The 25407-nt window shown below is 71.9% G+C and carries 20 protein-coding genes and 1 pseudogene; 7 read left to right on the forward strand and 14 right to left on the reverse strand.

The window, feature by feature from the left end; all coding sequences use genetic code 11:
* Window positions 1-3: 3 nt before the first annotated feature.
* The 3 genes from ACIRB1_RS26645 to ACIRB1_RS26655 all read right to left on the reverse strand — a co-directional run bounded on the left by ACIRB1_RS26645 (window position 4) and on the right by ACIRB1_RS26655 (window position 3505).
* Window positions 4-2259 carry a hypothetical protein gene (locus ACIRB1_RS26645; protein ID WP_403467239.1) on the reverse strand — a complete coding sequence of 752 codons (2256 nt, stop codon included), beginning with the start codon at window positions 2257-2259 and terminating at the stop codon, window positions 4-6.
* Window positions 2260-2331: 72 nt separating this feature from the next.
* On the reverse strand, window positions 2332-3009 hold the full coding sequence (locus ACIRB1_RS26650; protein ID WP_403467240.1) for an HAD family hydrolase: 678 nt from the start codon (window positions 3007-3009) through the stop codon (window positions 2332-2334).
* A gap of 19 nt (window positions 3010-3028) precedes the next feature.
* The gene (locus tag ACIRB1_RS26655; protein ID WP_352179306.1) at window positions 3029-3505 is read right to left on the reverse strand and encodes an Lrp/AsnC family transcriptional regulator; all 477 of its coding nucleotides are present in this window, start codon (window positions 3503-3505) and stop codon (window positions 3029-3031) included.
* Between the two features lie 177 nt (window positions 3506-3682).
* On the opposite strand from ACIRB1_RS26655, the gene ACIRB1_RS26660 reads away from it, so the two are divergent.
* A complete protein-coding gene (locus tag ACIRB1_RS26660) occupies window positions 3683-5191 on the forward strand; it encodes an FUSC family protein (RefSeq protein WP_403467241.1) in 1509 nt (502 codons plus the stop codon).
* Between the two features lie 71 nt (window positions 5192-5262).
* On the forward strand, window positions 5263-6300 hold the full coding sequence (locus ACIRB1_RS26665; protein WP_403467242.1) for a lactonase family protein: 1038 nt from the start codon (window positions 5263-5265) through the stop codon (window positions 6298-6300).
* Window positions 6301-6397: 97 nt separating this feature from the next.
* On the opposite strand, the gene ACIRB1_RS26670 is transcribed toward ACIRB1_RS26665, so the two are convergent.
* From ACIRB1_RS26670 to ACIRB1_RS26685, 4 genes are all read right to left on the reverse strand, one after another.
* Window positions 6398-7321, reverse strand: a complete 924-nt coding sequence (locus ACIRB1_RS26670; RefSeq protein ID WP_352179303.1) for a hypothetical protein — start codon at window positions 7319-7321, stop codon at window positions 6398-6400.
* Window positions 7322-7416: 95 nt separating this feature from the next.
* Window positions 7417-8415, reverse strand: coding sequence for an N-acetylglucosamine kinase (locus tag ACIRB1_RS26675; RefSeq protein WP_403467243.1), 999 nt, complete (start codon window positions 8413-8415; stop codon window positions 7417-7419).
* Window positions 8412-9089, reverse strand: coding sequence for a uracil-DNA glycosylase (locus ACIRB1_RS26680; RefSeq protein WP_352179301.1), 678 nt, complete (start codon window positions 9087-9089; stop codon window positions 8412-8414). The genes ACIRB1_RS26675 and ACIRB1_RS26680 overlap by 4 nt, the downstream gene beginning before the upstream one ends.
* A gap of 133 nt (window positions 9090-9222) precedes the next feature.
* Window positions 9223-10308: a WD40/YVTN/BNR-like repeat-containing protein gene (locus ACIRB1_RS26685; protein ID WP_403467244.1), complete on the reverse strand. Its 1086-nt coding sequence runs from the start codon at window positions 10306-10308 to the stop codon at window positions 9223-9225.
* A gap of 281 nt (window positions 10309-10589) precedes the next feature.
* Here ACIRB1_RS26685 and ACIRB1_RS26690 point away from each other — a divergent pair, with 281 nt between their 5' ends.
* Window positions 10590-11174, forward strand: a complete 585-nt coding sequence (locus ACIRB1_RS26690) for a hypothetical protein (RefSeq protein WP_352179299.1) — start codon at window positions 10590-10592, stop codon at window positions 11172-11174.
* Window positions 11175-11440: 266 nt separating this feature from the next.
* On the opposite strand, the pseudogene ACIRB1_RS26695 reads toward ACIRB1_RS26690, so the two are convergent.
* Both ACIRB1_RS26695 and ACIRB1_RS26700 read right to left on the reverse strand, forming a co-directional pair.
* Window positions 11441-13540, reverse strand: a pseudogene (locus ACIRB1_RS26695) (HEAT repeat domain-containing protein).
* Between the two features lie 87 nt (window positions 13541-13627).
* On the reverse strand, window positions 13628-15295 hold the full coding sequence (locus tag ACIRB1_RS26700) for an acyl-CoA dehydrogenase family protein (protein ID WP_403467245.1): 1668 nt from the start codon (window positions 15293-15295) through the stop codon (window positions 13628-13630).
* 74 nt (window positions 15296-15369) lie between these two features.
* On the opposite strand from ACIRB1_RS26700, the gene ACIRB1_RS26705 reads away from it, so the two are divergent.
* Window positions 15370-16125: a PaaX family transcriptional regulator C-terminal domain-containing protein gene (locus tag ACIRB1_RS26705; protein WP_403467246.1), complete on the forward strand. Its 756-nt coding sequence runs from the start codon at window positions 15370-15372 to the stop codon at window positions 16123-16125.
* Between the two features lie 64 nt (window positions 16126-16189).
* Here ACIRB1_RS26705 and ACIRB1_RS26710 read toward each other — a convergent pair whose 3' ends face one another.
* Together ACIRB1_RS26710 and ACIRB1_RS26715 are read right to left on the reverse strand one after the other, a co-directional pair.
* The gene (locus ACIRB1_RS26710; RefSeq protein ID WP_403467247.1) at window positions 16190-16984 is read right to left on the reverse strand and encodes a pectate lyase; all 795 of its coding nucleotides are present in this window, start codon (window positions 16982-16984) and stop codon (window positions 16190-16192) included.
* Between the two features lie 32 nt (window positions 16985-17016).
* Window positions 17017-17967 (reverse strand): polysaccharide lyase family 1 protein, encoded by a 951-nt coding sequence (locus ACIRB1_RS26715; protein ID WP_352179294.1) that lies wholly within the window; start codon window positions 17965-17967, stop codon window positions 17017-17019.
* A 236-nt stretch (window positions 17968-18203) separates the two neighbouring features.
* Here ACIRB1_RS26715 and ACIRB1_RS26720 point away from each other — a divergent pair, with 236 nt between their 5' ends.
* Window positions 18204-19529 (forward strand): PHB depolymerase family esterase, encoded by a 1326-nt coding sequence (locus ACIRB1_RS26720; RefSeq protein WP_403467248.1) that lies wholly within the window; start codon window positions 18204-18206, stop codon window positions 19527-19529.
* 72 nt (window positions 19530-19601) lie between these two features.
* Window positions 19602-20888, forward strand: coding sequence for an SGNH/GDSL hydrolase family protein (locus ACIRB1_RS26725; protein ID WP_403467249.1), 1287 nt, complete (start codon window positions 19602-19604; stop codon window positions 20886-20888).
* On the opposite strand, the gene ACIRB1_RS26730 is transcribed toward ACIRB1_RS26725, so the two are convergent.
* Window positions 20885-22237, reverse strand: coding sequence for a nucleobase:cation symporter-2 family protein (locus ACIRB1_RS26730; protein ID WP_403467250.1), 1353 nt, complete (start codon window positions 22235-22237; stop codon window positions 20885-20887). The genes ACIRB1_RS26725 and ACIRB1_RS26730 overlap by 4 nt on opposite strands.
* A gap of 138 nt (window positions 22238-22375) precedes the next feature.
* Window positions 22376-23722, reverse strand: coding sequence for an FAD-dependent oxidoreductase (locus ACIRB1_RS26735; protein ID WP_403467251.1), 1347 nt, complete (start codon window positions 23720-23722; stop codon window positions 22376-22378).
* A gap of 224 nt (window positions 23723-23946) precedes the next feature.
* On the opposite strand from ACIRB1_RS26735, the gene ACIRB1_RS26740 reads away from it, so the two are divergent.
* Complete coding sequence (locus tag ACIRB1_RS26740) at window positions 23947-24411, forward strand: DUF6214 family protein (protein WP_403467252.1); 465 nt, start codon at window positions 23947-23949, stop codon at window positions 24409-24411.
* Between the two features lie 9 nt (window positions 24412-24420).
* On the opposite strand, the gene ACIRB1_RS26745 is transcribed toward ACIRB1_RS26740, so the two are convergent.
* Window positions 24421-25167, reverse strand: coding sequence for a TetR/AcrR family transcriptional regulator (locus tag ACIRB1_RS26745; protein ID WP_403467253.1), 747 nt, complete (start codon window positions 25165-25167; stop codon window positions 24421-24423).
* Window positions 25168-25407: the final 240 nt, after the last annotated feature.

The raw sequence follows: 25407 nt of genomic DNA on the forward strand, positions 1-25407 counted from the left end.
CAGTCAGGCGGGGACCAGGTCGCGCAGGTTTTCGAGAGTGATGACAAGAGATCCGCCGGGCAGCTCGTCCGGGCGGCGCAGACCGATGTATGTGACCGGTTCGTCGGGGATGGTCGCCCCGTCCCACAGCGTCACCGTCGTCGCCTCCCCGGTCATCAGGTCCACGAGATGGCGCACGGTGAGCTGCTCGCGCTCGACGATCCCGCGCAGCAGGTTCGCCACCGTCACCCGGTTCCGCTCCACCCGGTTCGCCGACGGGGTGCCCCTGAGGTACAGGTGCAGCCACTTCGCCCGCCAGGTGCCGTCCTGTCCGCGCAGGAACACCAGCGGCAGCGCCACCCGGCCCGCACCGCGCAGCTCCGACTTCATCCGCACGGTCCTCGGCTCGAACGGCCGCCCCCGCTGCTCGCCCTCACGCAGCATGAACCCGAAGAACGACTCCTCGACCTCCTCGAAGCCCTCGCCCGAGAAGATGTTGACCTGCGGCACGACGAACGCCCCGCGTACGGCGCCCAGCCGCAGATTGATGAACTCCGAGGCCCCGTCCGGCGCTTCGGTGATGTCACCGGAGTGCTCGCCCTCCACCTCGGTGAGCGCGGTGTACGACAGCCACGAGTGCGTCGAGTAGTCCGCGTTCAGCATCAGCGCCGACAGGTCGAAGTCGGTGCGCTGCTCGGTCTCCTTCCAGTACACGAAGAACCGCAGCAACTCGCCCTCGACCACGGACAAGGACCCGCGCGGCAGCACACCGAGCCCGGCCGCCGTCGCCTTCCCGCTCAGCGGCAGAGCCACGTCGAGCACCTCCGGATCGACCAACAGCCGCTCAGGAGACGGCAGTCGACGCCGTGTCTCGTCGTCGAGCGCCGCGATCAGCCGCTCACGCTCGGCCGGCCATACGATCGGTCGCTCGTCGTCGGTCACCCAGGCGCGGCCCCGCCGGTTCACGAAGACCCGCAACTCCCCGCTCTCCCGGGCCCTGTTGTGCAGATGCTCGCGCACCGACAGCACCACCCGGCCCGACACCTCGGGCGCGACCCGCTCGGCGGCGGCCACCACGGCGTCCCGCTCCTCCTGCGTGAGCGCCATGCGCAACAGCCGGTCCAGCGCGCGGAACAGCTTGCCCGGCGCCGACGTGAGCAGCTCCGTCGCCCCCAGCACGTCGTGCCGGGCGAGCAGTTCCTCGACCCGGCTGTCGAACGACCGGGCCCTCAGCTCACCGCGCGCGACCGCGAACACCTCGGCGGCACGCGGCAGTTGCGGATACTCGTGCGGGTGCAGCCGCTCACCGAGCCGCTTCCACGCCTCGCGGTGCGCGTGCACGTCGGCGAGCTTGGCGGGGGACGCGGCGATCACCGAGTCCAGGCCCGAGAGCAGCGCCCGCCGCACCGGACGCGACGGCGACCGGAAACGGGTCGGCTCCACCAGCGTCACATCACCGTCCGACAGCGCGCAGGCCAGCCGCAGCACATCGGTCACGGTGTCCAGCAGCAGCGCCGAACCCGCTGTCAGGCGGGCCTGGTTGACGATCGCGCGGTTCTCCCGCACCGGGATCGTCTCCGGCTGTGGCCCGTCCGCGCAGCGCTCGGCCAGCGCGCGCAGATCGGCCCGGTGCTCCTCGCTTAGGGGAGTCGTGCTGCCCGCCAACGCCAGGTACAGGGCGCTGAGTTCGTCGGCGAGTTCGCCGCCCGCGTGCAGCACGGTGAGGCGGTCGCTCGCCGCCGCGATCAACTCGTCCTGAGCGGCGAGCAGTTCGGCGTACGTGTGCTGATACCTGCCGTAGGCCGGGAGGCTGAGCAGGTTGACCACGCCGGACCACAGCTGGTCGAGCGTCCCGGCGCGGGTCTTCTCGTCGCGGAGCGCCCCGAGGAGGCACTCCATCCAGAAGTCCTCCGTGGAGGGCACGTTGGCGGGGAAGTCGATGAAGTAGGCGTTGTGCCGGACGTGGTCGCCGACCAGCTCGCGGACGGTCCGCAGGGTGCGCGCGGCGATCCGGACGACCGTCTCCTCGGGCAGCCCCGACAGCCGTGCCAGCAGGCCGGGGGAGAGCTTGAAGCCGACGGAGAGCAGCGCGGCGTCGAACTGCCGCGCGGCGACGGCGCCTTCGGTCACGCGGCTTGCGGCTTCGCCCGAGAGGCCTGTGGCTTCACCCGAGAAGCTTGCGGCTTCACCCGAGAAGCTCGTGGCTTCACCCGAGGGGCTCGTGGGGAGAGGGATGCGGAACGTGTGCCGGATGACCAGTGGTTCGAGTCGGTCGATCATTCCGGCATGGTCCCAGAACCGAACAAGCGGGCGCATTCGGGTTTCTCGCGGCGCCCGTGCACGGACCGGACGTCAGGCCAGCCAGTCGTACGCCCCCCGCGCGCTGAACTCCGCCTGCCCACCCCGCAGCAGCAGCCCCGCCGTCGCGAACTCGGGGGCGTCGGCCTGCGCCGCCACGTACGGGATCGCGATGCAGCGCATCCCGGCCGCGTGGGCCGCCGCCGCGCCCGGAGCCGCGTCCTCCAGGACGACACAGTCGGCCGAAGCCGCGCCCAGCCGGCGTGCGGCCTCCAGGAAGACGTCCGGTGCGGGCTTGCCGCGCGGCACCTCGTCGGCCGAGACCGCGGTCCGCAGCGACGCGTCGAGCCCGGTGCCGGCCAGGACCGCCTCGATGGCCTCCCGCGACGACCCCGAGGCCACCGCCATCGGCACGCCCTCGGCCGCCAGCAGCTCCACGAACTTCCGCATCTCCGGGTACACGCGCGTCGCGGTCCGGGCCAGCGCCAGATAGCGGCGGTTCGTCTCCGCGAGCAGCTGCTCCACCGGGGCCTTCAGGCCGTAGCGCTCCTTCAGGAGGACGAGGGTCTCCTGGGTGCTGATGCCGACGAAGCGCTCGTGCTGGGCCCAGGTGAAGTCCGGGACGCCGTGCTCGGCGAGGGTCTGCCGACAGGCTTCGTAGTAGTTCGGCTCGCTGTCCACGAGTGTTCCGTCGAGATCGAAGATGACCGAGAGGGCGCCGAGGTTGCTCATGGGGTCAGGATGCCAAGGGTCACGTGCCGGCCGCCCGGCCGATCGACTCCACCAGCGGCAACAGGCGGTGCGGGACGCGCTCGCGCAGCGCCATCTCGGTGCGGGTACGGACCACGCCCGGCAGGCTGATCAGGCGCTGGATCACGTCCTCCAGGTGACCGTTGTCCCGCGCCACGACCCGGGTGAGCAGGTCCCCGCCGCCGGTGATCGAGAACGCCTCGACGATCTCCGGCACGGCGGCCAGGGCGTCCCCGACCTCGTCGAGATGCCCCTGCGTGACCTCGATGTGCACGAACGCGAGCACCGGGTGGCCGAGCGCGGCGGGGGAGAGGAACGGGCCTGTGCCGGTGATCACCCCGTCCCGCTCCAGCCGGTCCAGGCGCGCCTGGAGCGTGCCCCGGGCGACCCCGAGCAGACGGGCGTACTCACGCACGCTGGTACGCGGCTGCTCCAGAAGCAGCCTCAGGATCCGGGTGTCGAGTTCGTCCACGCTCATGAGGCACGACTGTACCAATGGCCCAGCACGCTGTGACTAGGCCAATGGACCAGTCGAAGGGGATCGACTTGAGCCACTCGGCCCGATGATGCTCTCATGGGCATGTCGATGGCGCTGCGGACCTCCGCGGCGCCTTTTCCATGTCGGTGTCCGGGTGTGCTCAGGGGGCGGGAAGCAGTGCTGAAAAGGGTGTTCGTGGCTCCGGACCCGGGGCGCGTACGGCTGCGGTTCGCCGGCCGGGCCGTGCTCGGCATCGGCCTCGCGGTCGTCGTCTGCGGGCTGACCGGGCAGTCCCTCGCGGGTGCCGTCACCGGTGGCCTCGCGGCGCTGCTCGCCCTGTTCACGGTGACGGACGCGACCGTGCGCGGGCAGGCCGTCACCACCGCGCTGCTGCCCTGCGTGGGCCTGCCGCTGCTCGCCGCCGCGGCCGAACTGCACGACCACCCCGTCGCCCGCGACCTCACCTTCCTCGCCGTGGTCGGCGCCGGCGTGTACGCGCGCCGCTGGGGACCGCGCGGCCACAGCCTCGGCGTCTTCGCGTTCATGACCTTCTTCGTGGCCCAGTTCCTGCACGCGACCACGGACCAACTGCCCAGGCTGTACGCGGCAGTCGGACTTTCGGTGCTCGCCGCCGCGACGGTCCGCTTCGGCTTCTGGTGCTACGAACACCGGCTGTCCCCGGCCGCCGTGCCTGCCCCGACCGCCGGTCGTGGCCTGGCCCGTGTGACCACCCGGCAGGCGGTCCAGGCGACCGCCGGTGCCGGATTCGCGCTCGTGGTGGGCCAGTTGGTGTCCGGGCAGCGCTGGTACTGGGCCGTCGGCGCCACCTGGTGGATCTTCGTGAACACCGCCTCGCGCGGCGAGACCCTGGTCCGGGGCTTCCGCCGCGTCCTCGGCACGGTCCTCGGCATCGCCCTGGGCCTGCTGGTCGCCGTACCGGTCCACGGCGCCCCCGTCCCCACCGCGATCCTGGTCGCCGCCTGCGTCTTCGGCATCTTCTACTCGGCCGCCGTCTCCTACACCTGGATGATGCTCTCGGTGACCCTGATGGCAGAGCTCCTCTACGGCCTCCTCGGCGTCCTGAACCCCGCGCTGCTGGCGCTGCGGTTCGCGGAGACCGGCGTCGGCGCGCTCGGTGCCGTACTGGCCGTCCTGCTCGTCCTGCCGGTGACCACCCACACCACCACGGACGCCTGGATCCAGCGCGCCCTGCGCTGCGTCCACACCTGCACCGCCGAGGCGGCCGCCCGTCTCGCCGGTTCCGCGGCGGCCGACCCCGCGGGACGCGTCGCCGAACTCGAACAACTCCTCGGCCGGGTACGGCTGTCCGTCGCGCCCCTCGTGCACCCGCTGAACCCCGTGCTGGGCCGCAAGCGCCGCGCCCGCCGGGTGCTCGCCCTGCTCGACGACTGCGCCCGCGAGATCCGCGGCCTGGTCGCCGTGGCCGCCGACCCGGAGGCCTCGCACGACGCCCGCCTCGCCGCCGCGTGCTGGCGCGTCGAGACCGCGGTCGAGGCGCTCACCGACGGCGACACGTCACGGCTCTCGGCCACCGCGACCCGGGCGCCCGCCGAACCCGCGCTGGCCCACCTCCACGGCCTGGAGCGCGCCCTCGCGGAGCTGGCCGAGCCCCTGCGCGAGGGCTCCGGCATGCCCCGCTGGAACGGGCTCGGCACTCTGGTCTAGACCGCTCTTGATCGACTGCTACCGTCACCCCCGACAGCACGGACCGGAGCACGGACCGAGAGGGGACAGCGGTGGCAGACGGCGACACGCGGGGACGGCGGGCCTTCATCGGGTCGTTCACGGCGGCGGGCGGCCCTGGTGTCGTCACGGCGGCCGTGGACGCGGACAGCGGCGCGCTGACCGTCCTGAGCGGCGTCGACGGCGTCCCCGACCCCTCGTACCTCGCCCTGGCTCCCGACGGGGCCACCCTCTACGCCGTGAGCGAGACGGCCGAGGGCGCGGTGGCCGCGTACCGCGTGCACGGTGACAAGCCCGAACCGCTCGGGTCGCCGGTGCGGGTCGGCGCCTCGGGACCGACCTATCTGAGTCTGTTCGACGGCCATGTCCTGACCGCCGACTACGGCTCCGGCAGCGTCACCGCCGTACCGGTCCGCGCGGACGGCACGCTCGCGAACCGCCCCTCCGGACAGCTCCGGCACACCGGCGCAGGCCCGCACCAGCTGCGCCAACAGGGCCCGCACGCCCACCAGATCCAGCCCGACCCGAGCGGCCGCTGGGCGGTCAGCGTCGACCTCGGCACCGACTCCGTGCGGGTGTGCACGCTGGACGACGGCCGCCCCGTGCTCCACCGCGAGATCGCGCTGCGGCCCGGCTCCGGCCCCCGCCACCTGGCCTTCCACCCCGACGGAAGCCACGCCTACGTCCTCAACGAACTCACCCCCACCGTCACCGTCTGCCGCTGGGACGCCGAGAGCGGCTCGCTGAAGCCGCTGACCGAGGTGCCGGTCCTGCCGGGCCTCCCGGACGGCGACGCCGCCTACCCCTCGGGCATCGTGGCCTCCCCGGACGGCCGCTTCGTCTGGACGGCGACCCGGGGCGAGGACGTCCTGTCCGTGCTCGCTGTCGAGGGCGACGAACTGCGGCTGATCGGCACGGTGCCCTGCGAGGGCCACTGGCCGCGCGCGATCACCGAGGCCGGCGGACACCTGTACGTCGCCAACGAACGCTCCGGCGACGTCACATGGTTCACCCTCGACCCGGCGACGGGCCTTCCGCGCCGCGGCGGCTCGGTCAAGGTGCCCGCCGCGTCCTGCGTGGTCTTCGACTGACCGAGCGCGCTCCGTCCGTCCCCGGACACGCCGAAGGGCCCACTCCCGCGTGAGGAGGGGCCCTTTCGGCGCTACGGCGATACGTGTGCGGGGTGGATCAGCGAGCCGGAGCGCCCTGCGGCTGCGGCGGGGCGATGCCCAGTGCCGTCGTGTACTTGGCGAGGGCGAGCTTGCCGATCGCCGGGTACGGGCCGAGTGCCTCGGCGGCGGAACAGCCCGCCTCGGCGGCGGCGGCCTGGAGCAGACCCGGGTCGATCTCGGGGCCGATCAGATAGGGCGCGAGCGCCAGTTGCTGCGAACCCGAGGAACGCAGTTGCTCCGCGATCGCCGAGATCGAACCTTCCTGGTCCAGCGCCGCGGCCATCACCGGCACGGCGAGGCGCGCGGCGAGCAGCATGCCGGTGATACCGGCCGCCTGCACGGCCTCCTCGCCGCCCACGGAGGCGAGGATGATGCCGTCCGCGGCGGTCGCCACGGTGAACAGCCGGGCACGGTCGGCACGGGCGAGACCCGCCTCGGACAGCCGCACGTGCAGCGCCTCGGCGAGCAGCGGGTGCGGGCCGAGCACATCGGTCAGATCGGCGGCGACCCGGCTGTCCATGACGGCCTGGCGGACCTGGCGCAGCAGCGCGCTGTCGGGACCGGCGAGCAGCGGCACGACGACGGCCACCGGCCCGTCGGGCTCCTTGACGTCGGCGCCGGCGGCCCTGGCCTGCTCGAAGCGGGCGGTGCGCTCCTCGGCGGCGTGCGCGAGCACGGAGGTCAGCGTGGGGAACTCGGAGTCGTCCCCGTCGAGATAACCGATGCGGCCGTCGAGACCGGGCAGCTCGGAGCGCGCGATGCTCACGACCTCCTCGGCGAGGCTGCGCGTGGCGGCGCTGGGCGTGCCCGGCACGGCGAGGACGAGCGCGGGCGCGCCCTCGGGAGCCGCCAGCGGCTCGGGTCGGCGGTGCCGACCGGGCTGGCGAGGTCGCGGCATTCGTACTGGCAGGCCGGACGCGGGCCCAGTGGGGGAGCTCATGGCGAGGCATGTTACTGGCTTCTTGGGCTCCCCTGTTCGGGGAGGGTGCAGGTGAGCGGTATCCGTCCTGTTTTGTCTGATGAGTTACGTACAGATCAGAAGTGATCGCCTCGCCCTTTTGGTGCCACCACGGTCAGCATCAGCTCGTCACCCGGCAACGCGAGGGCGCCCGCGGCGAGATCCCGCGCGATCCGCACGGCACCGTCCAGGGGATCACCCTCCGCCGCGACCAGCCGCGCGTGCGGCAGCCGCTTCGCCAACTCCTCGTGCACCGGTACGAGGAGAGGCTCGCCCAGCTGGAACAGCCCGCCGGTGAGCGCGACCTGGGGCTCCCCGGTCGCCGGGCAGACGGCGGCGGCGGACTCGGCCATGTGCCGGGCGGCGCCCCGAAGGATGCCGGCGGCCACCGGATCGTCCGCGGCGCACTCGGCGACTTGGGGCGCGAACGCCGCGAGCACGGCGGGCCGGTCCGGCCGCGGATACAGCTTGCCCGGCAGCCCCGCCATCGCCCCGAACCGCTCCTCGGCGCAGCTCAACAGCGCCTCGGAACCGCCGTCGCGCCCGTCATGGGCACGCAGTGCCGCCTCCAGCCCCGCCCTCCCGATCCAGGCCCCGCCGCCGCAGTCACCCAGCAGATGCCCCCACCCGTCGGCCCGCCGCCACCCGACGAGATCGGTGCCGATCGCGATGAGCCCGGTCCCGGCGGCGACCACGGCACCGGGCCGCGACCCGAGGGCGCCCGCATAAGCGGTGACGGCATCGGCGGCGAGCGCGACGGTCCGCACCCCGAACTCCCGCGCCAACGCCCCCGGCAACTCCTCCCGCAACCCGTCCCCGAGAGTGGCGAGCCCGGCGGCCCCGATCACAGCTGTGCCCACATCGGACGGCTCGAAGGGCTCGGACGCCTCGGCCAACGCCCGCACCAGGGGCACCAGTTGCTCCATGAGATGCCCGGCGTCGATCCCACGCGCACCGGTCCGAACGGGTTCCCCGGAGGACAGCGGGCCGGATGTCCGGCCACCGCCGACCTCACCCACGACGACCCGGAGGCCGGAGCCTCCCGAGTCCACGGCGAGAAACCCCGGGACGGTCACGGCAGGCGCCAGTCCACCGGTTGTCCCCCCTGCCGGACCAGCAGGTCGTTGGCGCGGCTGAAGGGGCGGGAGCCGAAGAAGCCACGGTCGGCGGACATCGGGGACGGGTGCGAGGACTCCACCGAGGGCAGATCGCCCAGCAGGGGGCGGAGGTTGCGGGCGTCACGCCCCCACAGGATCGACACCAGCGGCTTGCCGCGCGCGGCCAGCGCCCGTATCGCCTGCTCGGTGACCTCTTCCCAGCCCTTGCCGCGATGCGCTGCCGGGCTGCGCGGGGCAGTGGTCAGCGCCCTGTTGAGAAGGAGCACTCCCTGCCGGCTCCACGGCGTCAGGTCGCCGTTGGACGGCTGGGGCAGCCCCAGGTCGGTGCTCAGCTCCTGGTAGATGTTCAGCAGGCTCGGCGGGAGCGGACGTACCTCGGGGGCCACCGAGAACGACAGCCCCACGGCGTGCCCCGGAGTCGGATACGGGTCCTGCCCGACGATCAGGACGCGGACGTCGTCGAAGGGCTGCTGGAAGGCTCGGAGGACATTCGGTCCCGCCGGTAGATAGGTGCGTCCGGCGGCGATCTCCGCGCGCAGGAAGTCCCCCATCTCGGCGACGCGTCCGGCCACGGGTTCCAGGGCTTTCGCCCAGCCCGGTTCGACGATCTCATGCAACGGTCGTGGTGCCACGGGCGTCACCCTACTGCCGTACAGGGCCCGGCGATCAACCGGTGGCCCGAGCCCGACCGGGAACGACCGAACCGTCGACTCCTCCGAACGAAGCATCCCCACCCGGGAGTTGCCCCCGTCGCGGCTTCCGCCCTCACGCGATCACCGCCGCCCGCACGCACAGCACGTCGGGCAGATGGGACGCCAACTGCCGCCAGCTGTCGCCGTCGTCGTCGGACGCGAACACCTCGCCGTTGCGGTTGCCGAAGTACACGCCCGCCGGGTCCGCGCCGTCCGTGCACAGCGCGTCCCGCAGCACCGTGCCGTAGTGGTCCTCGGTCGGCAGCCCCGCCGACAGCGGCTCCCAGCTCCGGCCCGCGTCCGCCGTACGGAACACCCGGCACCGGTGCTCGGCGGGCACCCGGTCCGCGTCGGCGTTGATCGGGAACACATACGCCGTGTCGCCGCGATGAGGATGGGCCGCCGCCGCGAAACCGAACGTGGACGGCAGCCCCTCGCCGATGTCCGTCCAGTGGGCGCCCGCGTCGTCGCTCCGGTACACCCCCCAGTGGTTCTGCAGATACAGCCGGTCCGGGGTCGCCGCGTCCTGCGCGACCTTGTGCACGCACTGCCCGAACTCCGGGTTCGGGTCCGGCAGGAACACCGCGGAGACACCGGAGTTGGACGGCTCCCAGCTCCTGCCGCCGTCGCCCGTGCGGAACACCCCGGCCGTCGAGACCGCGACCGTCACGGCAAGGGGGTCGCGCTCATCGGTGAGGATGGTGTGCAGTCCCTCCCCGCCGCCGCCCGGCACCCACCGCGAACGGGTCGGGTGCTCCCACAGCGGGCGGACCAGCTCGAAGCTCTCGCCGCGGTCCTCGGAGCGGAACAGCGCGGCCGGCTCCGTGCCCGCGTACACCACGTCGGGTTCGGCCGCCGCCGGGTGCAGCTGCCACACCCGCTCCAGCGAAGCCCCGGTGTCCTTCGGGAACTTGACCGCGGGACGGGCGGGCTCGGCCCAGGTGCGCCCCAGGTCGTCGGAGTGGAACACCGAAGGGCCCCAGTGAGAGCTGTCACCACCGGCCAGCAGTCTCGGCGTCGGGCCCCGGGTGTCGACGGCGACCGAATACAGCGCCTGCGCGTTGAAGTACGGACTCTTGTCGAACTCCCAGACGCCACCGCGCCTACGCCCGATGAACAGGCCTTTTCGTGTGCCCACCGCGAGCAGAACCTCTGTCATTCAGATCACCTCCGCTGCGTTTTTGGCTATTTCGCCCCCACCACTCGCCAGTGTGCACCCCACCACTGACAGTCACCCCCGGGACCGGAATCACCGCAGGTCAGGATGGCGATATCGGCCCGCGGGGGCCGCTTCGCGGAGGCCTCTCGCCAAGTGCCTGCGCAAGCCCGGGCTGCCATGGGAACGTCGAGTCGGGGTATTCGTCGTGAGCATCGAGGAGGCGTCTCCCGTATGGGAGGGCGGTTCGGCATGTCAGTGCGTTCATGAGGAGGATGCCTTCGATGGCGTTCCGAGGTCCGAAGGTGTGGCTGTGGCGGTGGCGGCGGAATCCGCTCAAGCGCCGTGCCGATGCGGTGGAATCGTGGATCGTGCTCGGCGCCTGGCTGCTCGCCGTCCTCGCCGGTGTGCTCGCCGGTCTGACGGCGGCCCGGTCCGTCGAACACGAACTGGCTCAGGAACGTGTCGACTGGAAGCCCGTGGTGGCTCTGGTGACCCAGGACGCGCCAGGACCCGCCCCGGCCAACTCCAGCAGAGCGAGCAGCGAACTGGTCTGGGCGAAGGTCCGCTGGTCGGCCATCGACGGCTCCTCGCACACCGGCCAGATACGCGTCGCCTCCGGCAGCGCGATCGGCACCCCGGTGACCGTCTGGACCGACCCGCAGGGCCACCTCGTCACCAAGCCCGCCACCGCCTCCCAGGCCCAGTTGCGCGCCATCCTGATCGGCACCTTCCTGGGCGTCGGCGCGGCAGCCGTCCCCCTCGTCAGCGCCCGGGCCCTCCGCGGCCGGCTGGAACGCCGGCGCATGGAGCAGTGGGACGAGGAGTGGGCCCGCTTCGGCCCCCTGTGGGGACGCAAGACGGGCTGAACACCCCGGCGCGCCACGGTGATTGCCCGAGTACCCCTGACCTACGGATCGCAGGCAGGGGCACTCGTCCCGCTCGGCGGAGACGCCCGCCCGGTCCCAAGTCGCCCTGACGTGGGGCCGGGCCGGTCGCAAGTCGCCCTGACGTCCAGGGGAAGCAGCCCCGTCAGGTCTCGCCCGGCCCGCGCCTCCAGTCACCCGCTCAGCTTCCACCCCGACAGACCTCGCCCGGCCCCGCACCAACCCTCCACCCTCGCCCCCGCCGGATCTCACCCCGCCAGCACCTCCCGGCACACCCCCAACAACCGCTCGTCCTCCAGCACATCCTGGCTCCCATGCCCACCCGACCGCGCCAAATGCCGTCGCGGCGAAGCGTGTTCCGCCTCCACCAGGTCATGCAGAGGCGCCCCCGCCGCCCCCATGTCGACCAGACACGCGGCCACGGCACCCCGCACCCCCGGCTGCTCCACCCAGGCCGCACGGAGCACCGGCAGCACCCGCTCCACCTCCCCGCCGACCCGCCACAGCGCACACGCGCCCGCGAGCCGCTCCCACACGCCCTCCGCCCCCAGCATCCGCGCCAGCCCCGGTGTCGCCGCCCGCGCGGACGCCCCCAGCCGCCCCAGTACCTCTGCGGCGGCTCGGCGCCGCTCCGCGTCCGCCCCCGCCAACTCCCGTATCAGCACAGGCAGTACGGCCGAGGCGTCTCCCTCAACCGACCACAGCGCACCCGCGGCGACACCGGCGCACTCGGAGTCCAGCAACCCCCGCAGCACCGGCACGACCCCCTCCGCGCCACCCCCGATCACGTCGAGCGCCCGCACCGCGGATTCCACGACCCGGTGTCTCAGCCGCACCCCGTCCGCCATCCCGCCCAACAACCGCAGCACCTCCGGCACCGCTTCCCGATCGCCGAGCGCGGTGAGCGCCGACAGCAGTGGTACGGCGCGGTCGTACGTGTCGGGGGAGTCGAGGGGGACCAGGCCGAGCCGGTGCCGCAGCGCCGGGGCGAGCGGGGCGGCGGAGCGGCCGAGGTGGATGATCACGTTGCCCAGGTCGTCGGGCGGGACCGGCTGGACGAGGACCTGGGCCAGCACGGGTGTCGCCCGTGGATCGCCGCTGCGGGCAAGGGCTTTGAGGGGGCCGCCGAGGGTCGGCGCTCTGCGCTGCCAGCGGTGGATCCACAGGTCGGCGCGTGCGGTCACCAGCGCGTGGAGGTGGTCGGCGGCCGGAGCGGCCAGGTGGAAGAGATCCCCGAGGACGGACACCGCGGCGTCGCGCAACCGGTCCGACACCGCCGCACCGAGCAACGGCCGCGCCTCCGCGCTCAGTTGCTCACCGATCAGCTCGACCGGCACGGTGTAGTCGGCGCGCCACTCGCGGAACAAGCCGGCCGCCATCCACATCCCGTTGCACCGGTCGGCCGGGTCGGGGCTGGTCAACTGCCCTTCCAGCAGGGCGATCCGGTCGCTCACCCGGTCGCCGAGCGCGGTGTGCAGCGTACGCAGCAGCAGCGCGCCCTCCTCGTCCGAGGGCCGCAGCCGCCGTAACCGGCCCGCCAGCGAGTCCGGGTCCGAGTCGTCCTCGGCCGGTGCCGAGAGTCCCGAGCGGCGTCGCTCGGACCGCTCCCCGAGCAGTTCGACGACGGTCGGGACCAGGTCGGCGGGGAGCAGTTCCGGTGCTCAGCCCGCGAGTTGGCCGAGCGCGGCGAGCCGTAGCCCGGGGTCGTACGGCGGGGTGCCGAGCGTCAGGAGGATGTCGAGCGCCTCGGGGGAGTGGGCTGGGTGCTGTCGTACGAACAGGCCGAGGCTTTCCGTGAGGGCGAGCAGGACCCGGTCGTCGCGCTCCACCGCGATGCGCTGCCGCAACAGGCCCAGCACGCGCGGGGGTCGGTCGAGGAACCGGACCAGCGCCTCGGCCGCGGCGCGGCGCACACCGGGGTCCCGGTCCCCGAGGAGCGCGGCGAACTCCTCGGCCCGCGCACGGACGGCCGCGTCCGCCGACGCACCTCCATGGCCGGCGTCCGCCGCCGTGTTTCCCTGGCCCGCGTCCGTCCCGGATGTGCCCTCGTCGCCCGTGCCCTCCGCCGGTCCGTGTCCCCGGCCGATGCTGATCAGCAGTTCCACCAACCCGTCCCGGTCCGCGACCTGTTCGCAGGCCGCGAGCGCGAACAGAAATGGAACGCAGGCGAGCGTCGCGTCGTAGACGATCCCCTCGTGGTGCACCGCGTCGTACATCCCGTCGAGCGCGCTCGCCCGCTCGACGGGGTCCGCGGAGGCCAGTCCCCGGAGCAGTCCGGGCACGTCCTCCGCGCTGCCGTACGCGTGGTGCAGTGAGGCCCAGCCGACCTCGTCGATCCCCGTGAACACGTTGCCCTCCCCAGACGAAGTGCCCGACTGATCGCGAGTCTGCACCACGCCACTGACAACGAAGCGGAATCGGGGGGTGACCGAGGGTCAATCTTCCGCTGGCAGAGCGCGGGCGAGGATCGTGCCGAGGTCGGCGGAGTCGGGGAGGGTGCCGAAGGAGTGTCCCCAGTCGCCGGCCAGCCGGGTCGCGCAGAAGGCGTCGGCGACGGCGGCCGGGGCGTGCCGTACGAGGAGGGAGGCCTGGAGCGTGAGGGCCATGTGCTCCACGAGGCGGCGGGCGCTCGTCTCGGTGGCCTGGTTCAACTCGTCCTTCAGACGGCTCACGGACGTGTCCAGACGGGCGTCCGCGCCCTGGGCCAGGGCGAGTTCGGAGAACAGCGCCTCCGCCGTGCCGGGTTCCCGGGTCAACGCCCGCAGTACGTCGAGGGCGTTGACGTTCCCCGAGCCCTCCCAAATGGAGAGCAGCGGGGCCTCGCGGTAGTGGCGGGGCATGCCCGAGTCCTCGACGTAGCCGTTGCCGCCGAGGCACTCCAGGGCTTCCGCCGTGAAGGCCGGACCGCGCTTGGTGACCCAGAACTTGCCTACGGCGGTGGCGATACGGCGGAACGCGGACTCGGCGTCGTCCCCGCGCACCGAGCGGTCGGCCGCACCGGCCAGTCGCAGCGTGAGCGTCGTGGCGGCCTCCGACTCCAGCGCCAGATCGGCCAGCACATTGCGCATCAGGGGCTGTTCGAGCAGACGGGCGCCGAACGCGGACCGGTACCGCACGTGGTGACCCGCTTCGACGAGCGTCTTGCGCATGAGGGTCGCCGACATCATCACGCAGTCCAGGCGCGTGCAGTTGACCATCTCGATGATGGTCTTCACACCGCGCCCCTCGGGGCCGACCAGCCAGGCGACGGTCCCGTCGAACTCGGGTTCCGAGGACGCGTTGGACCGGTTGCCGAGCTTGTCCTTCAGCCGCTGGATGCGGAAGGTGTTGCGGCTGCCGTCGGGCAGCACGCGCGGCACGAGAAAGCATGACAGCCCGTCAGGCCCCTGTGCCAGTACGAGGAACGCGTCGCACATCGGCGCGGACGTGAACCACTTGTGACCGCGCAGGGTGTACACGCCGGGCTCGGTTGTCGGGGTGGCCACCGTGGTGTTCGTGCGGACGTCGGAGCCGCCCTGCTTCTCCGTCATGCCCATCCCGGCGAGCAGCCCGCGCTTCTCGGTCGGCACGCGCAGTACCGGGTCGTACACCCGGCTGGTCAGCAACGGCTCGTAGACGGCGGCCAGTTCGGGGGTGGCACGCAGGGCCGGGACGGCGGCGTACGTCATCGACGTCGGGCAGCCGTGCCCGGCCTCGGTGTGTCCCCACACCAACCCCCTTGCCGTACGGGCCACATGGGCGCCGGGACGCTCGTCCGCCCAGGGCGCTCCGGCCAGCCCCTCGGCGACGGCGACGCCCATCAGCCGGTGCCAGCTGGGGTGGAACTCGACCTCGTCGATCCGGTTGCCGTAGCGGTCGTGCGTGCGCAGCTCCGGCTCGTGCCGGTTCGCCTGCTCGCCCCACTCCTGCGCCTCCTCGCTGCCCGCCGCCCGCCCGAGCCGCCGGACGTCCTCCTCGGCCCAGCCGCCGCCCTCCCGGCGCAGCCCCTCCAGCAGGGCCGCGTCCTCGGAGGAGTCGTACGGGGGCAGGGGCGGGGGCTGGTTGGTGACGTCGTGCGTGGCGTTCCGCGGCTGCGGCGGTATGTGCGCGAGTGTCTGGGCCATACCGGCAGTGTTGCACTATCCCTGCGGTCGCATCAATGATGTAACACGAGAACCGCGCCGTAGAGTACGAGGCCATGCGGATGAACGTGTCAGAAGGGACCGGCGAGGTGGATCTGCGCCCGCTGTCCGCCCGGTCGGTCGTCCTCAGCCTGCTGCTGGGCACGCATCCGCCCGAGCTGCCCGTACGGGATCTGCTGCGCGCCGTGGAACCGCTCGGTGTCGCCGGCTCCACGCTCCGCGCCGCGCTCAGCCGGATGGTCGCCGCCGGTGACCTGCGGAGCGCGGACGCGGTCTACCGCCTGAGTGACCGCCTCCTGGACCGCCAGCGCCGCCAGGACGCCGCCGTGCACCCCGAGACCCGACCCTGGGGCGGCGACTGGGAGATGACCGTCGTCACCGCGACCGGCCGCGGCCCGGCCGAACGCGCCGAACTGCGCACCGAGTTGACCGCCCTCCGGCTCGCGGAACTCCGCGAGGGAGTCTGGCTCCGCCCGGCCAATCTCCTACGACCCCGACCGCACGAACTCGGAGCCGTCGCCCGGCACTTCACCACCCGCCCCGAGGAACCCGCCCGCCAACTGGCCGCGACCCTCTGGCCACTTGACGCCTGGGCGAAGACGGCCGAGGCCCTGCTCGACCGGATCACCGCCACCGCGGACCACCCGGCCGACCGCTTCACCGTCCTGGCCGCCGCCGTACGGCACTTGCTCGCCGACCCGGTCCTGCCCCCCGAACTCCTCCCCGCCGACTGGCCGGGCCCCGCCCTGCGCACCGCGTACACCCGCCACCGGCGGGAGTTGACCGCGGCCGTGCTCGGGAACCCGGCCTAGCCCGAGCGGCCGCGCGGAGCGCCGTGCGGGGGCGCTCCGTACGGCCGCTGTCACCGTGGGGGGCTCACTTGTAGGTGATGTCCGAGGACGCGTACTTGCAGTAAGTGCCGTCAGCCCCCGTGCCGTTGGTGGTCGGCTCGGCGCCCGTGTTGTTTCCGATGTACTTCTGGCAGGGGATCATCTTCTTGCTGGTGTCCCCGACGATCGTGATGGCCTTCAGGGTCGCGCTGTCGCCGTAGTTGGTGTTGATGCCGACGATCCGGCTGCCCTTGTAGGTCGCCTCGATGGTGTTGAGGTTGATCGTCCGCTTGTACTGCGTCTTGCAGTTGCCGCAGGAGCGGACGAACGTACCGAAGGTCTGCGCCGCGAAGTTGGAGACGTTGAGCGTGCCGGCGCCGTTGAACTGGAAGACCTTGTCGCTGGCCTGCTTCGCGCCGCCGCCGTTCACGGTGTACACGTTGGACGACGAGGAGCCCAGGAAGGTCGCCGCGTCCTCGCCGACGTCCTCCCACCAGACGTTCTGGAGCGTGCAGGCGCCCAGACAGTGGATGCCGTCGGCGGCCGGCGAGCCGATGATGACGTTCTTGACGACCGCGCCGGGGGCCAGCTCAAGGATGGGGCCCTGGTCCTCGTCCTGGCTGCCGGTGCCCAGGTCGCCGCTGCCGTAGAGGCGCAGCATTCCGTAGTCCTTGGTGCCCGAGACCGAGATCGTCGAGGTGACGGCCTGGCTGCCGCTCGCGGTGGGCCAGGTGGCGGCGCTGGCCGGGGACAGCGTTCCGGATGCCATGATCATGCCAACCGTGAGTCCGAAGGTGACCGCCGCGCCGGTGAGCGCGCGTGGCCGGATGGAAGAAGTCATGTCCCGATTCCTTCTCCGAGGTGGGGGAGTGGTCAGAGCTTTCCGGTGCCCGCGCCCGCGGTCACCGAGGCGACGACGGTCGAGGCGGGCTCGGCGGTGTAGCTGTACGGCGGGCTGGTGAACGTGCCGACCTGCGAGATCTCGGTGGCGGCTCCACCGAGGTCGTTGCCACTGAGGTTGGCGTAGCCGTCCACGTCGCTGTCCCGGTTCGTCGTGACGGCGACCTGCGTGTCGCGGAAGACGTTGTTCTGGACGAACATCTGGGCGCCCATGCGCGAGTGCACGGCCGTCTCGGCGCCGACGACGTAGTTGTCGTAGAAGTGCCCGGTACCGAAGCGCAGGCTGGGAATACGGGAGTTGACCTGGTCGAACCAGTTGTGGTGGTACGTCACCCGCAGATGCCCGGTGTCCTCGCTCGCGTTGTTGTCGCTGTGGCCGACGAGCGAGCCCTTGTAGTGGTTCTTGAAGGTGTTCCAGGAGACGGTGACGTAGTCGGAGGCGTGGCTGATGTCGACCAGGCCGTCGTAGTAGTCCTTGCCGTGGTCCAGGTCGGACGAGAAGGCGTTGTGGTCGATCCACACCTTCGTCGAGGCCTGCACGGTGATGCCGTCGGCGGGTGCGACCGACTTGCTGATGTTGAGGTTGCGGACCACGACGTTCGTCACCTTCTTCAGGCGCAGCCCGCCGCCGGTGAACCCGGACGCCGAACCGACGCCCAGGACCGTCGTGTTGGACCCGACGTCGACCTGACCGCTCAGCGAGATCAGCCCGTTGACCTTCACCACCTTCGAACTGCTCCCCGTGACAGCCGACTTGAAGGCGGCCAGCGTCGACACCGTGACCGCCGAGGCGCTGCCGCCACCGGTCGTCCCGGCACCGAAACCGACCGGCGAGGCGTCGGCCGCCGATGCCGAGTGGGGGAGTACGAGTACAGCCGTCGCCGCGAGGGCGATCGCCGTCAGAGCTGATCTACGAGTACGCATGCGGGTGCGTCCCTTCCGGGGATGGGTTGATCGTGTACGTGAACGATGTACGCCATGAAGGACCGCGCGGTCACACTTCTGAACGGAACGTAGGGTGCAAGCGCTTTCTAGTCAACGCTTGTGCAGAAACTATTCGAAGCGTGGGAGCGCTTCCATGGCACTCATGTCCATGCCACGATGCCGATTGCTCTCCCCGACAGATGCCGCACGAGCCGCGATCAGGAAGGGACGATGACGTGCGCCCCACCGCCGCCGACACCCTCAAGTCATTGAGAAAACCGCCGCGTTCGGTACTCATCGCCCTCTTCGGAGCGCTGGTGCCGTTACTCGCGGCCCTGACCCTCATGGCGCCCCCGGCCGCCGCCCGCACCGAGGCCGTCCCCACCGCGACCCTCACCGAGGTCACCGGCTTCGGCGCCAACCCCAGCAACCTCCAGATGTACGTGTACGTCCCGGCGGCCGTCACCGCGCACCCGGCGATCGTCGTGGCCGTGCACTACTGCGGGGGATCGGGCCCGGCGATGTACTCCGGCACCGAATACGCCTCGCTCGCCGACCAGTTGGGCTTCATCGTCGTCTACCCGTCGGTCACCCGCGCGAGCAAGTGCTTCGACGTCTCCTCGCCGCAGGCCCTGCACCGCGACGGCGGCAGCGACCCGGTCGGCATCAAGTCCATGGTCGACTGGGTGACCGGCACCTACGCCGCCGACACCTCCCGCGTCTACGCCCTGGGCATCTCCTCCGGCGCGATGATGACGAACGTCCTCCTGGGCGACTACCCCGACGTGTTCGCGGCCGGCGCCGCCTTCGCCGGCGTACCGTTCGGCTGCTTCGCCACCACCGACGGCTCCGAGTGGAACACCGCCTGCGCCAACGGCACCGTGATCCGAACCCCGCAGGAGTGGGGCGACTTGGTCCGGGCGGCCGACCCCGGCTACACCGGCCCGCGCCCCCGCATGCAGCTGTGGCACGGCACCGCCGACGACACGCTGCGCTACCCCAACTTCGGCGAGGAGGTCAAACAGTGGACGAACGTGCTGGGCGTCGGCCAGAGCCCGGCCGCCACCGACTCCCCGGCCACCGGCTGGACCCGCACCCGCTTCGGCGCCACCGGTGACCAGGCCCCCGTCGAGGCGATCAGCCTTCAGGGCGTCACCCACAACCTCTACACCTACGGCATGGGCGCCCGCGTCCTCACCTTCTTCGGCCTGACCGGCGGCGGCACCACACCCCCGCCCGCGACCGGCCCCTGCGAGGTGACCGTCACCACCAGCGCCTGGAACACCGGCCTCACCGCCTCCGTGACCATCACCAACGCCGGCTCAACTCCCGTCAACGGCTGGCAGTTGGGCTTCACCCTGCCCGCCGGACAGACCGTCACCAACGGCTGGGGCGCGACCTACGCACCGGCCTCCGGAGCGGTGACGGCCACCAACGCCTCGTACGACGGCACCATCGCCCCGCACGCGAGCGTGACCATCGGCTACCAGGCGAACCACACCGGCAACAGCGCGGCGCCGACGTCCTACACGCTCAACGGGACGCCCTGCACGGTCGGTTGACCCCACCCGGGTGCGCGCCCGCCGCCCGGCGCGCACCCAGCCCCCCACTCCCGCCAGCGGAAGGCAGGTTCCGTGCAGCCCACAAGACGGACCGCGATCGTCGCCACGACCACCACGGCACTGTCCGCCCTGGTCGCCACCAACCCCGCACACGCCGAAGGCAGTTCGGCCCCGCCCGCCGCGCACTGGGTCACCACCTGGACGGCGATGCCCCAGCTCACCGAGCCCGCCAACCTGCCGCCCGCGCCGTTCACGGGAACCGCCTCGGTTCTCGTCGACACCACCCTGCGCCAGACCCTCCGCGTCACCACCGGCGGCCGGAGACTGCGCCTGCGCTTCTCCAACGCCTACGGGGACACCCCGCTCCCGCTCACCGCCGTGACGCTGGCCCTCCCGCAGGGCGGCAATGCGGGGACCAGTGGAATCGTGCCCGGCAGCAGCAGACCGGTCACCTTCGCCGGACGCGGATCGGCGACCGTCCCCGTGGGCGCCCAACTGGTCTCCGACCCGCTGGACGTGGACCTGCGTCCCGCTTCCGTCCTGACCGTGACCACCTACCTGGCGACGGGCCAGCCCTCGCTCGCGCTCACCTCGCACCCGGGCTCACGCACCACGTCGTACCTCCGCACCGGCGACCACACCGAGGACCAGGACCTGCTGCCAGGGGCGACCCCGGTCGACCACTGGTATCTGCTGAGCGACGTGGAGGTCCTCGCGCCGCGCGCCACCACGGCCGTAGCGATCCTCGGGGACTCGCTCACCGACGGCCGCGGCTCCACGACCAACGCCAACAACCGCTGGCCCGACCAGTTCTACGACCGCCTCCGCGCCCACCCCGCCACCGCGTCCGTGGCGATCCTGAACCAGGCCGCGGGCGGCAACCGCGTACTCAACGACGGACTCGGCCCCAACGTCCTGGCCCGCCTCGACCGCGACGTCCTCTCCCGCAGCGGGGTCACCCGACTCATCGTCTTCGAGGGCGTCAACGACATCGGCACCGCCGACGCGACCCCCGCTGCCCAACACCAGGTCACCGAGGACCTGTTGGCGGCCTACGGCCAGATCGTCGTCCGCGCTCATGCGCAGGGCATCCGTGTGTACGGCGCGACCCTCCTCCCGTTCGGCGGCAACACCTACGACGACCCGGCGGGGGAACGCGAGTCCGCTCGCCGGGCGGTCAACTCCTGGATTCGCGGCGCCGGTTGCTTCGACGCGGTGCTCGACTTCGACCGTGCCGTACGCGACCCCGCCGACCCGCGCCGACTGCTCCCGGCCCTCCAGGTCGGCGACTGGCTGCATCTCAATCCGGCGGGGTACGGCGTGCTGGCCGCGACGGTCCCCGCCGGACTGCTGCGCTAGGCGGCCGGCTCCTGCACGGCGGCGGGCGCGGTGGCGGGTGAACTGCCCCGCGCGGGGAGGTGGTTGAAGAGGAGGTTCAGCACGATCGCCGTCAGGCAGCCCGCGCTGATGCCGCTGTTCATCACCGTCTGGAACCAGTCCGGGAACTGCGCGTAGATCGTCGGCACCCCGACCGGGAGCACACCCACGGCCACCGAGACGGCCACGACGGTGAGGTTGTGGTTGTCCTTGAAGTCGACCTGCGTCAGCGTCCGCAGACCGCTCGCGGCGACCGTGCCGAACATGACCAGCCCCGCGCCGCCGAGCACCGGCGCCGGGATCGCCGCGACGACCGCGCCGAGCTTGGGCAGCAGGCCGAGGACGACGAGGATGCCACCGGCGAGGGCGACGACCCAGCGGCTGCGGACCCGGGTCATGCCGACCAGACCGACGTTCTGCGCGTACGCCGTGTACGGGAAGGTGTTGAAGATTCCGCCGAGGACGGTGGACAGGCCGTCGGCGCGAAGACCGTCGGCGAGCGAACGCGGCTCGATCCTGCGGTCGGTCATCTCGCCGACGGCGATCAGGTCACCGGTCGTCTCGGTCATCGTCACCAGCGCCACCACCAGCATCGACACGATCGCCGAGGCGTGGAAGGTGGGCGTACCGAAGTGGAACGGGGTGCTGATGCCGACCCAGTCGGCGTCCCCGACCCCGCTGAAGTCGGTGAACCCGAACACCACCGCGGCCACCAGCCCCACGGCCATGCCGATCAGCACCGCGATCCGGCTGAGGAACGCGGGCGCGAACCGCTGCACACCGAGGACGACCGCGAGGACGAACGCGGCGAGGGCGATGTTCTTCGGCTCGCCGAAGTCCTTCGCCCCCTGCCCGCCGGCCGCCCAGTTGCCCGCCGCGGGAAGCAGCGACAGGCCGATGATCAGGATCACCGTGCCGGTGACCAGCGGCGGGAAGAAGCGCAGCAGCCTGCCGAAGACGGGGGCCAGCAGCGCGATAGCGAGCCCCGCGATGATCACCGAGCCGTAGATCGCGGGCAGTCCGCCGCCCGTCGTGCCGATCAGCACCATCGGCGACACCGCGGCGAACGTGCAGCCCTGCATGATCGGCAGCCGTACGCCGAACCGCCAGAAACCTATGCACTGGATGAGCGTGGCTATCCCGCACACCAGCAGGTCCGCGGTGATCAGATACGCCAGGTCGGCGGCCGACAGCTTCATCGCCCCGCCCACGATCAGCGGCACCGCCACCGCGCCCGCGTACATCGCGAGCACGTGCTGAAGCCCGAAGGCGGCCAGTTGCCGTACGGGTGGGACCTCGTCGACGGGATGCACGGGTGTGGTCGTGGCCATGGACACTCCTGAGCGGCGGAGGGGAAGGGGAACAGAACGAACAGTTCGAGACCGTAGGCGCCTTGAACAGTTTGTTGATGTCTGGGTTGTTGCCGCTGTGTGTCCTGCCCACCTGCTCTGTGCGCGTCCCGCACGTCCCTAGGGACGCGCCTCGCGTGCCGCCGCGCGCAGGGCGTCCCAGTCCGGCAGTTTCACCACACCACCCCGCCCGAGCGAGACCCCCAGCTCCGCCTCGGCCCGCTCGATGGCCTCCCACCCGCCCCACTCGACCGGCTCGAACCCCTCGGCGCGCAGCACTGTGAGCGGATCTTCGGACGGCTCCTCGCCTCCGAGCAGGGAGACGTCGGCGAGCAGGGACGTCACCGTCTCCTTGGCGTCCGGGCGGTTGGTGCCGATGACGCCGGTCGGGCCCCGCTTGATCCAGCCGGCCACATACTCGCCGGGCACGGTCCGCCCCTCGCGTACGACCCGGCCCGCCCGGTGCGGCACGGTGCCCTGCTCGGCGTCGAAGGGCAGCCCCTCCAGCGGGACCCCGCGATAGCCGACCGAGCGCAGCACCAACTGCGCCTCGATGTCGATCAGTTGGCCCGTGCCCCGCACTCCGCCCCGGCCGTCCGGCGCGGTGCGTTCGAAGCGTACGGCGGCCACGCGGCCGGCCTCGGCGAGGAGTTCGACCGGGCGGAGGAAGAAGCGGAGGTGGATACGGCGGGGTGCGCCCCGGGGAGGGAGCTCGGCCCAGTTGCGGAGTTCCTCCACGTTGCGGCGCCGGGCGGCGGGCAGTGCGGAGGGGGTGAGGCAGTCCGGGTCGAGCGCCAAATTGGTCCGGTCCACGGTCACTTCGGTGCCCGGGAGGCCGCCCAGCTCACGTAGCTCCTTCGTCGTGAAGCGGGCCTGCGAGGGGCCCCGCCGACCGACCATGTGGATGTCCGTGATCCCGCTCGCGGCCAGCGCGGTGAGCGCGGCCTGCGGTATGTCGGTACGGCTCAGCTCGGCCGTGCCGCGCGCCAGCATCCGCGTGACGTCCACGGCGACGTTGCCCACGCCGATCACCACCGCCGAGCGCGCGCCGCGCACGAAACCGGCGGCGGTGGCGTCCGGGTGGGCGCTGTACCAGGACACGAACTCGGTCGCCGACCAGCTGCCCGGCAACTCCTCGCCAGGAATGCCCAGTTGGCGGTCGGTTGCGGCACCCACGCAGTACACGACGGCGTCGTACAGCTCCCGCAGCCGGGTGGCCGACAGTCCGCCGGGACCCACGAGCACTCCGCCGAGGAACCGCACCCGCTCGTGCTCCAGGACGGCCCGCAGGTTGTTCTGAAGCGACTTGATCTTCTCGTGGTCTGGTGCCACGCCGTAGCGCACCAGACCGTACGGGCACGGCAGCCGGTCCAGGACGTCGACCAGTGCGCCGGGTTCCGACTGGACCAGGCTCTGGGCGGTGTAGACCCCGCTGGGACCGGAGCCGACGACGGCGACACGCAGCATGGCCGAACTCCTCACCCGTCAGGCGACAGGAGATCGCTGATTCGCCAGACCACTGACACATCCAGGATCGCACCACCGATGCTCCGCTGACAGGGTGCGGTGCGGACCCGTACGGGATGGGCGCGCGTGTCCGTTTGTATGGAATGTGATCATGCGGTTACGTTGCGTGTGTGCTAGACGCATCCTTTCTTAATCTTTCTGATCGTTGCCCGACGGATGGTGCGGTGTCCGTGTGGCCCGCGTGGGAAGTGCAGGAGCATGACGGCGCCACGTCCTGGTTCCATGTCCGGCTGGCCTTTCCCGACGGCGCCCGGGTCGACGCCCTCGCCGTGGTGTGCGAGCAGAACGTCTCCGTCGAGGACGTACGAGCCCAACCGGCCCTGTCCCTTGACGACTTGACCATGCTGGCCGATTGGATCGAGGCACCGCTCTTCGAGGCCTGCGGCCTGGAACCGGTGGGTGAGGCGGGCGAGGAGCCGGGCGGAGCGCGCCGGGCCCGGCCCGCCTGGCCGCGTGGCATCGAGGGGCGGTGGCTGATCGCCCAGGAGTACCGGGCCGCGCAGGAAGAGGGTGCCGATCCCGTCCTCGCGGTGATGTGCGCGACCGGGCACAGCCGGCGCCGGTCGCTCCGGCTCATCTCGCAGGCGCGGGACGCCGGGTTTCTGACGCCTCGTCACGCGCGGCGCTGAGCAGGGAAGTCAGGCGTCGGAGGGCTCGGTCGGGCGGTCGTCGGCCGAGTCCTTGGGCGGGTGCGTGGCGGCGGGTCTGTCGGGCGCGAGCGCGGAGGCGGATCTGTCGTCCGTCGCGAAGAAGCGGGACAGGTCCGTGTCGGCCGTCCCGGGCCGTGCGCCGGGCTCCGGGGGTATCCCCAGCTCCCAGTCCAGTCCGTACCGGTCGAACAACTCGGTGCGCAGCACCGGGATCGGCATGGGGACCCCCGGCACGAGCGCCGAGTAGACCGCGCCCATGAGCAGGGCGCGCAGCATCGGGTAGTCGGAGCGGACGTTCCCTGAGCCGTAGCGCGCGATCGTCTCCCCGAGCAGCTCGGACAGGCGTCGTTGCTCCGGACACTGCACGAAGCCCTCGCCCTGGAGGAGGCCCGCCATGTGCTGGCGCATCAGCACCGGCCGATCGTGCGCGAGACCCAGGATCGCGTCGATCGCCCGGGCCATCCGCTCCTGCCCGTCGTCGGTCCGGGGCTCGCGCTCCAGGGCCTCTTCCAGCGTGCGGTGCATCAGACGGTGTACGGCGGACTGGACGAGCTGGCGTTTCCCGGGGAAGTAGTACGACACCAGACCGCGCGCCGAACCGGCCCGGTCGGCGATGTCTCCCAAGGTCGTGGCCTCGTAGCCGCGCTCACCGACCAGTTCCACGGCCGCCTGGAGGAGTCGCTCCCGGGAACGCCGTCGCAACTCTTCATTGACCGATGCGCTTCGCGGGGACATGCTGTAACTCCTGCGTTGACTGGCTATCAGCCAACTATACTCAGGACGTCCGGGTCTCCCGTCGAGGGGGCCTGGCGCATGCTGCCGTCCGTCTGGGGCGACGCGGGGGATCGTCTCAGGCGGGCGGCTCTCTTTCTCCCCAATGGTTTCCTTGGGCGACTTTTGAATCGGCGTTCGGCGCCCCCCTTCTCGCACAGCTGTCGCACGGCACGTGATCCGTCCCTAGAGTGGGCACGGGTG

Origin of the sequence: Streptomyces sp. NPDC096013 (assembly GCF_044763565.1) — a bacterium.
Taxonomy (GTDB): Bacteria; Actinomycetota; Actinomycetes; order Streptomycetales; family Streptomycetaceae; genus Streptomyces.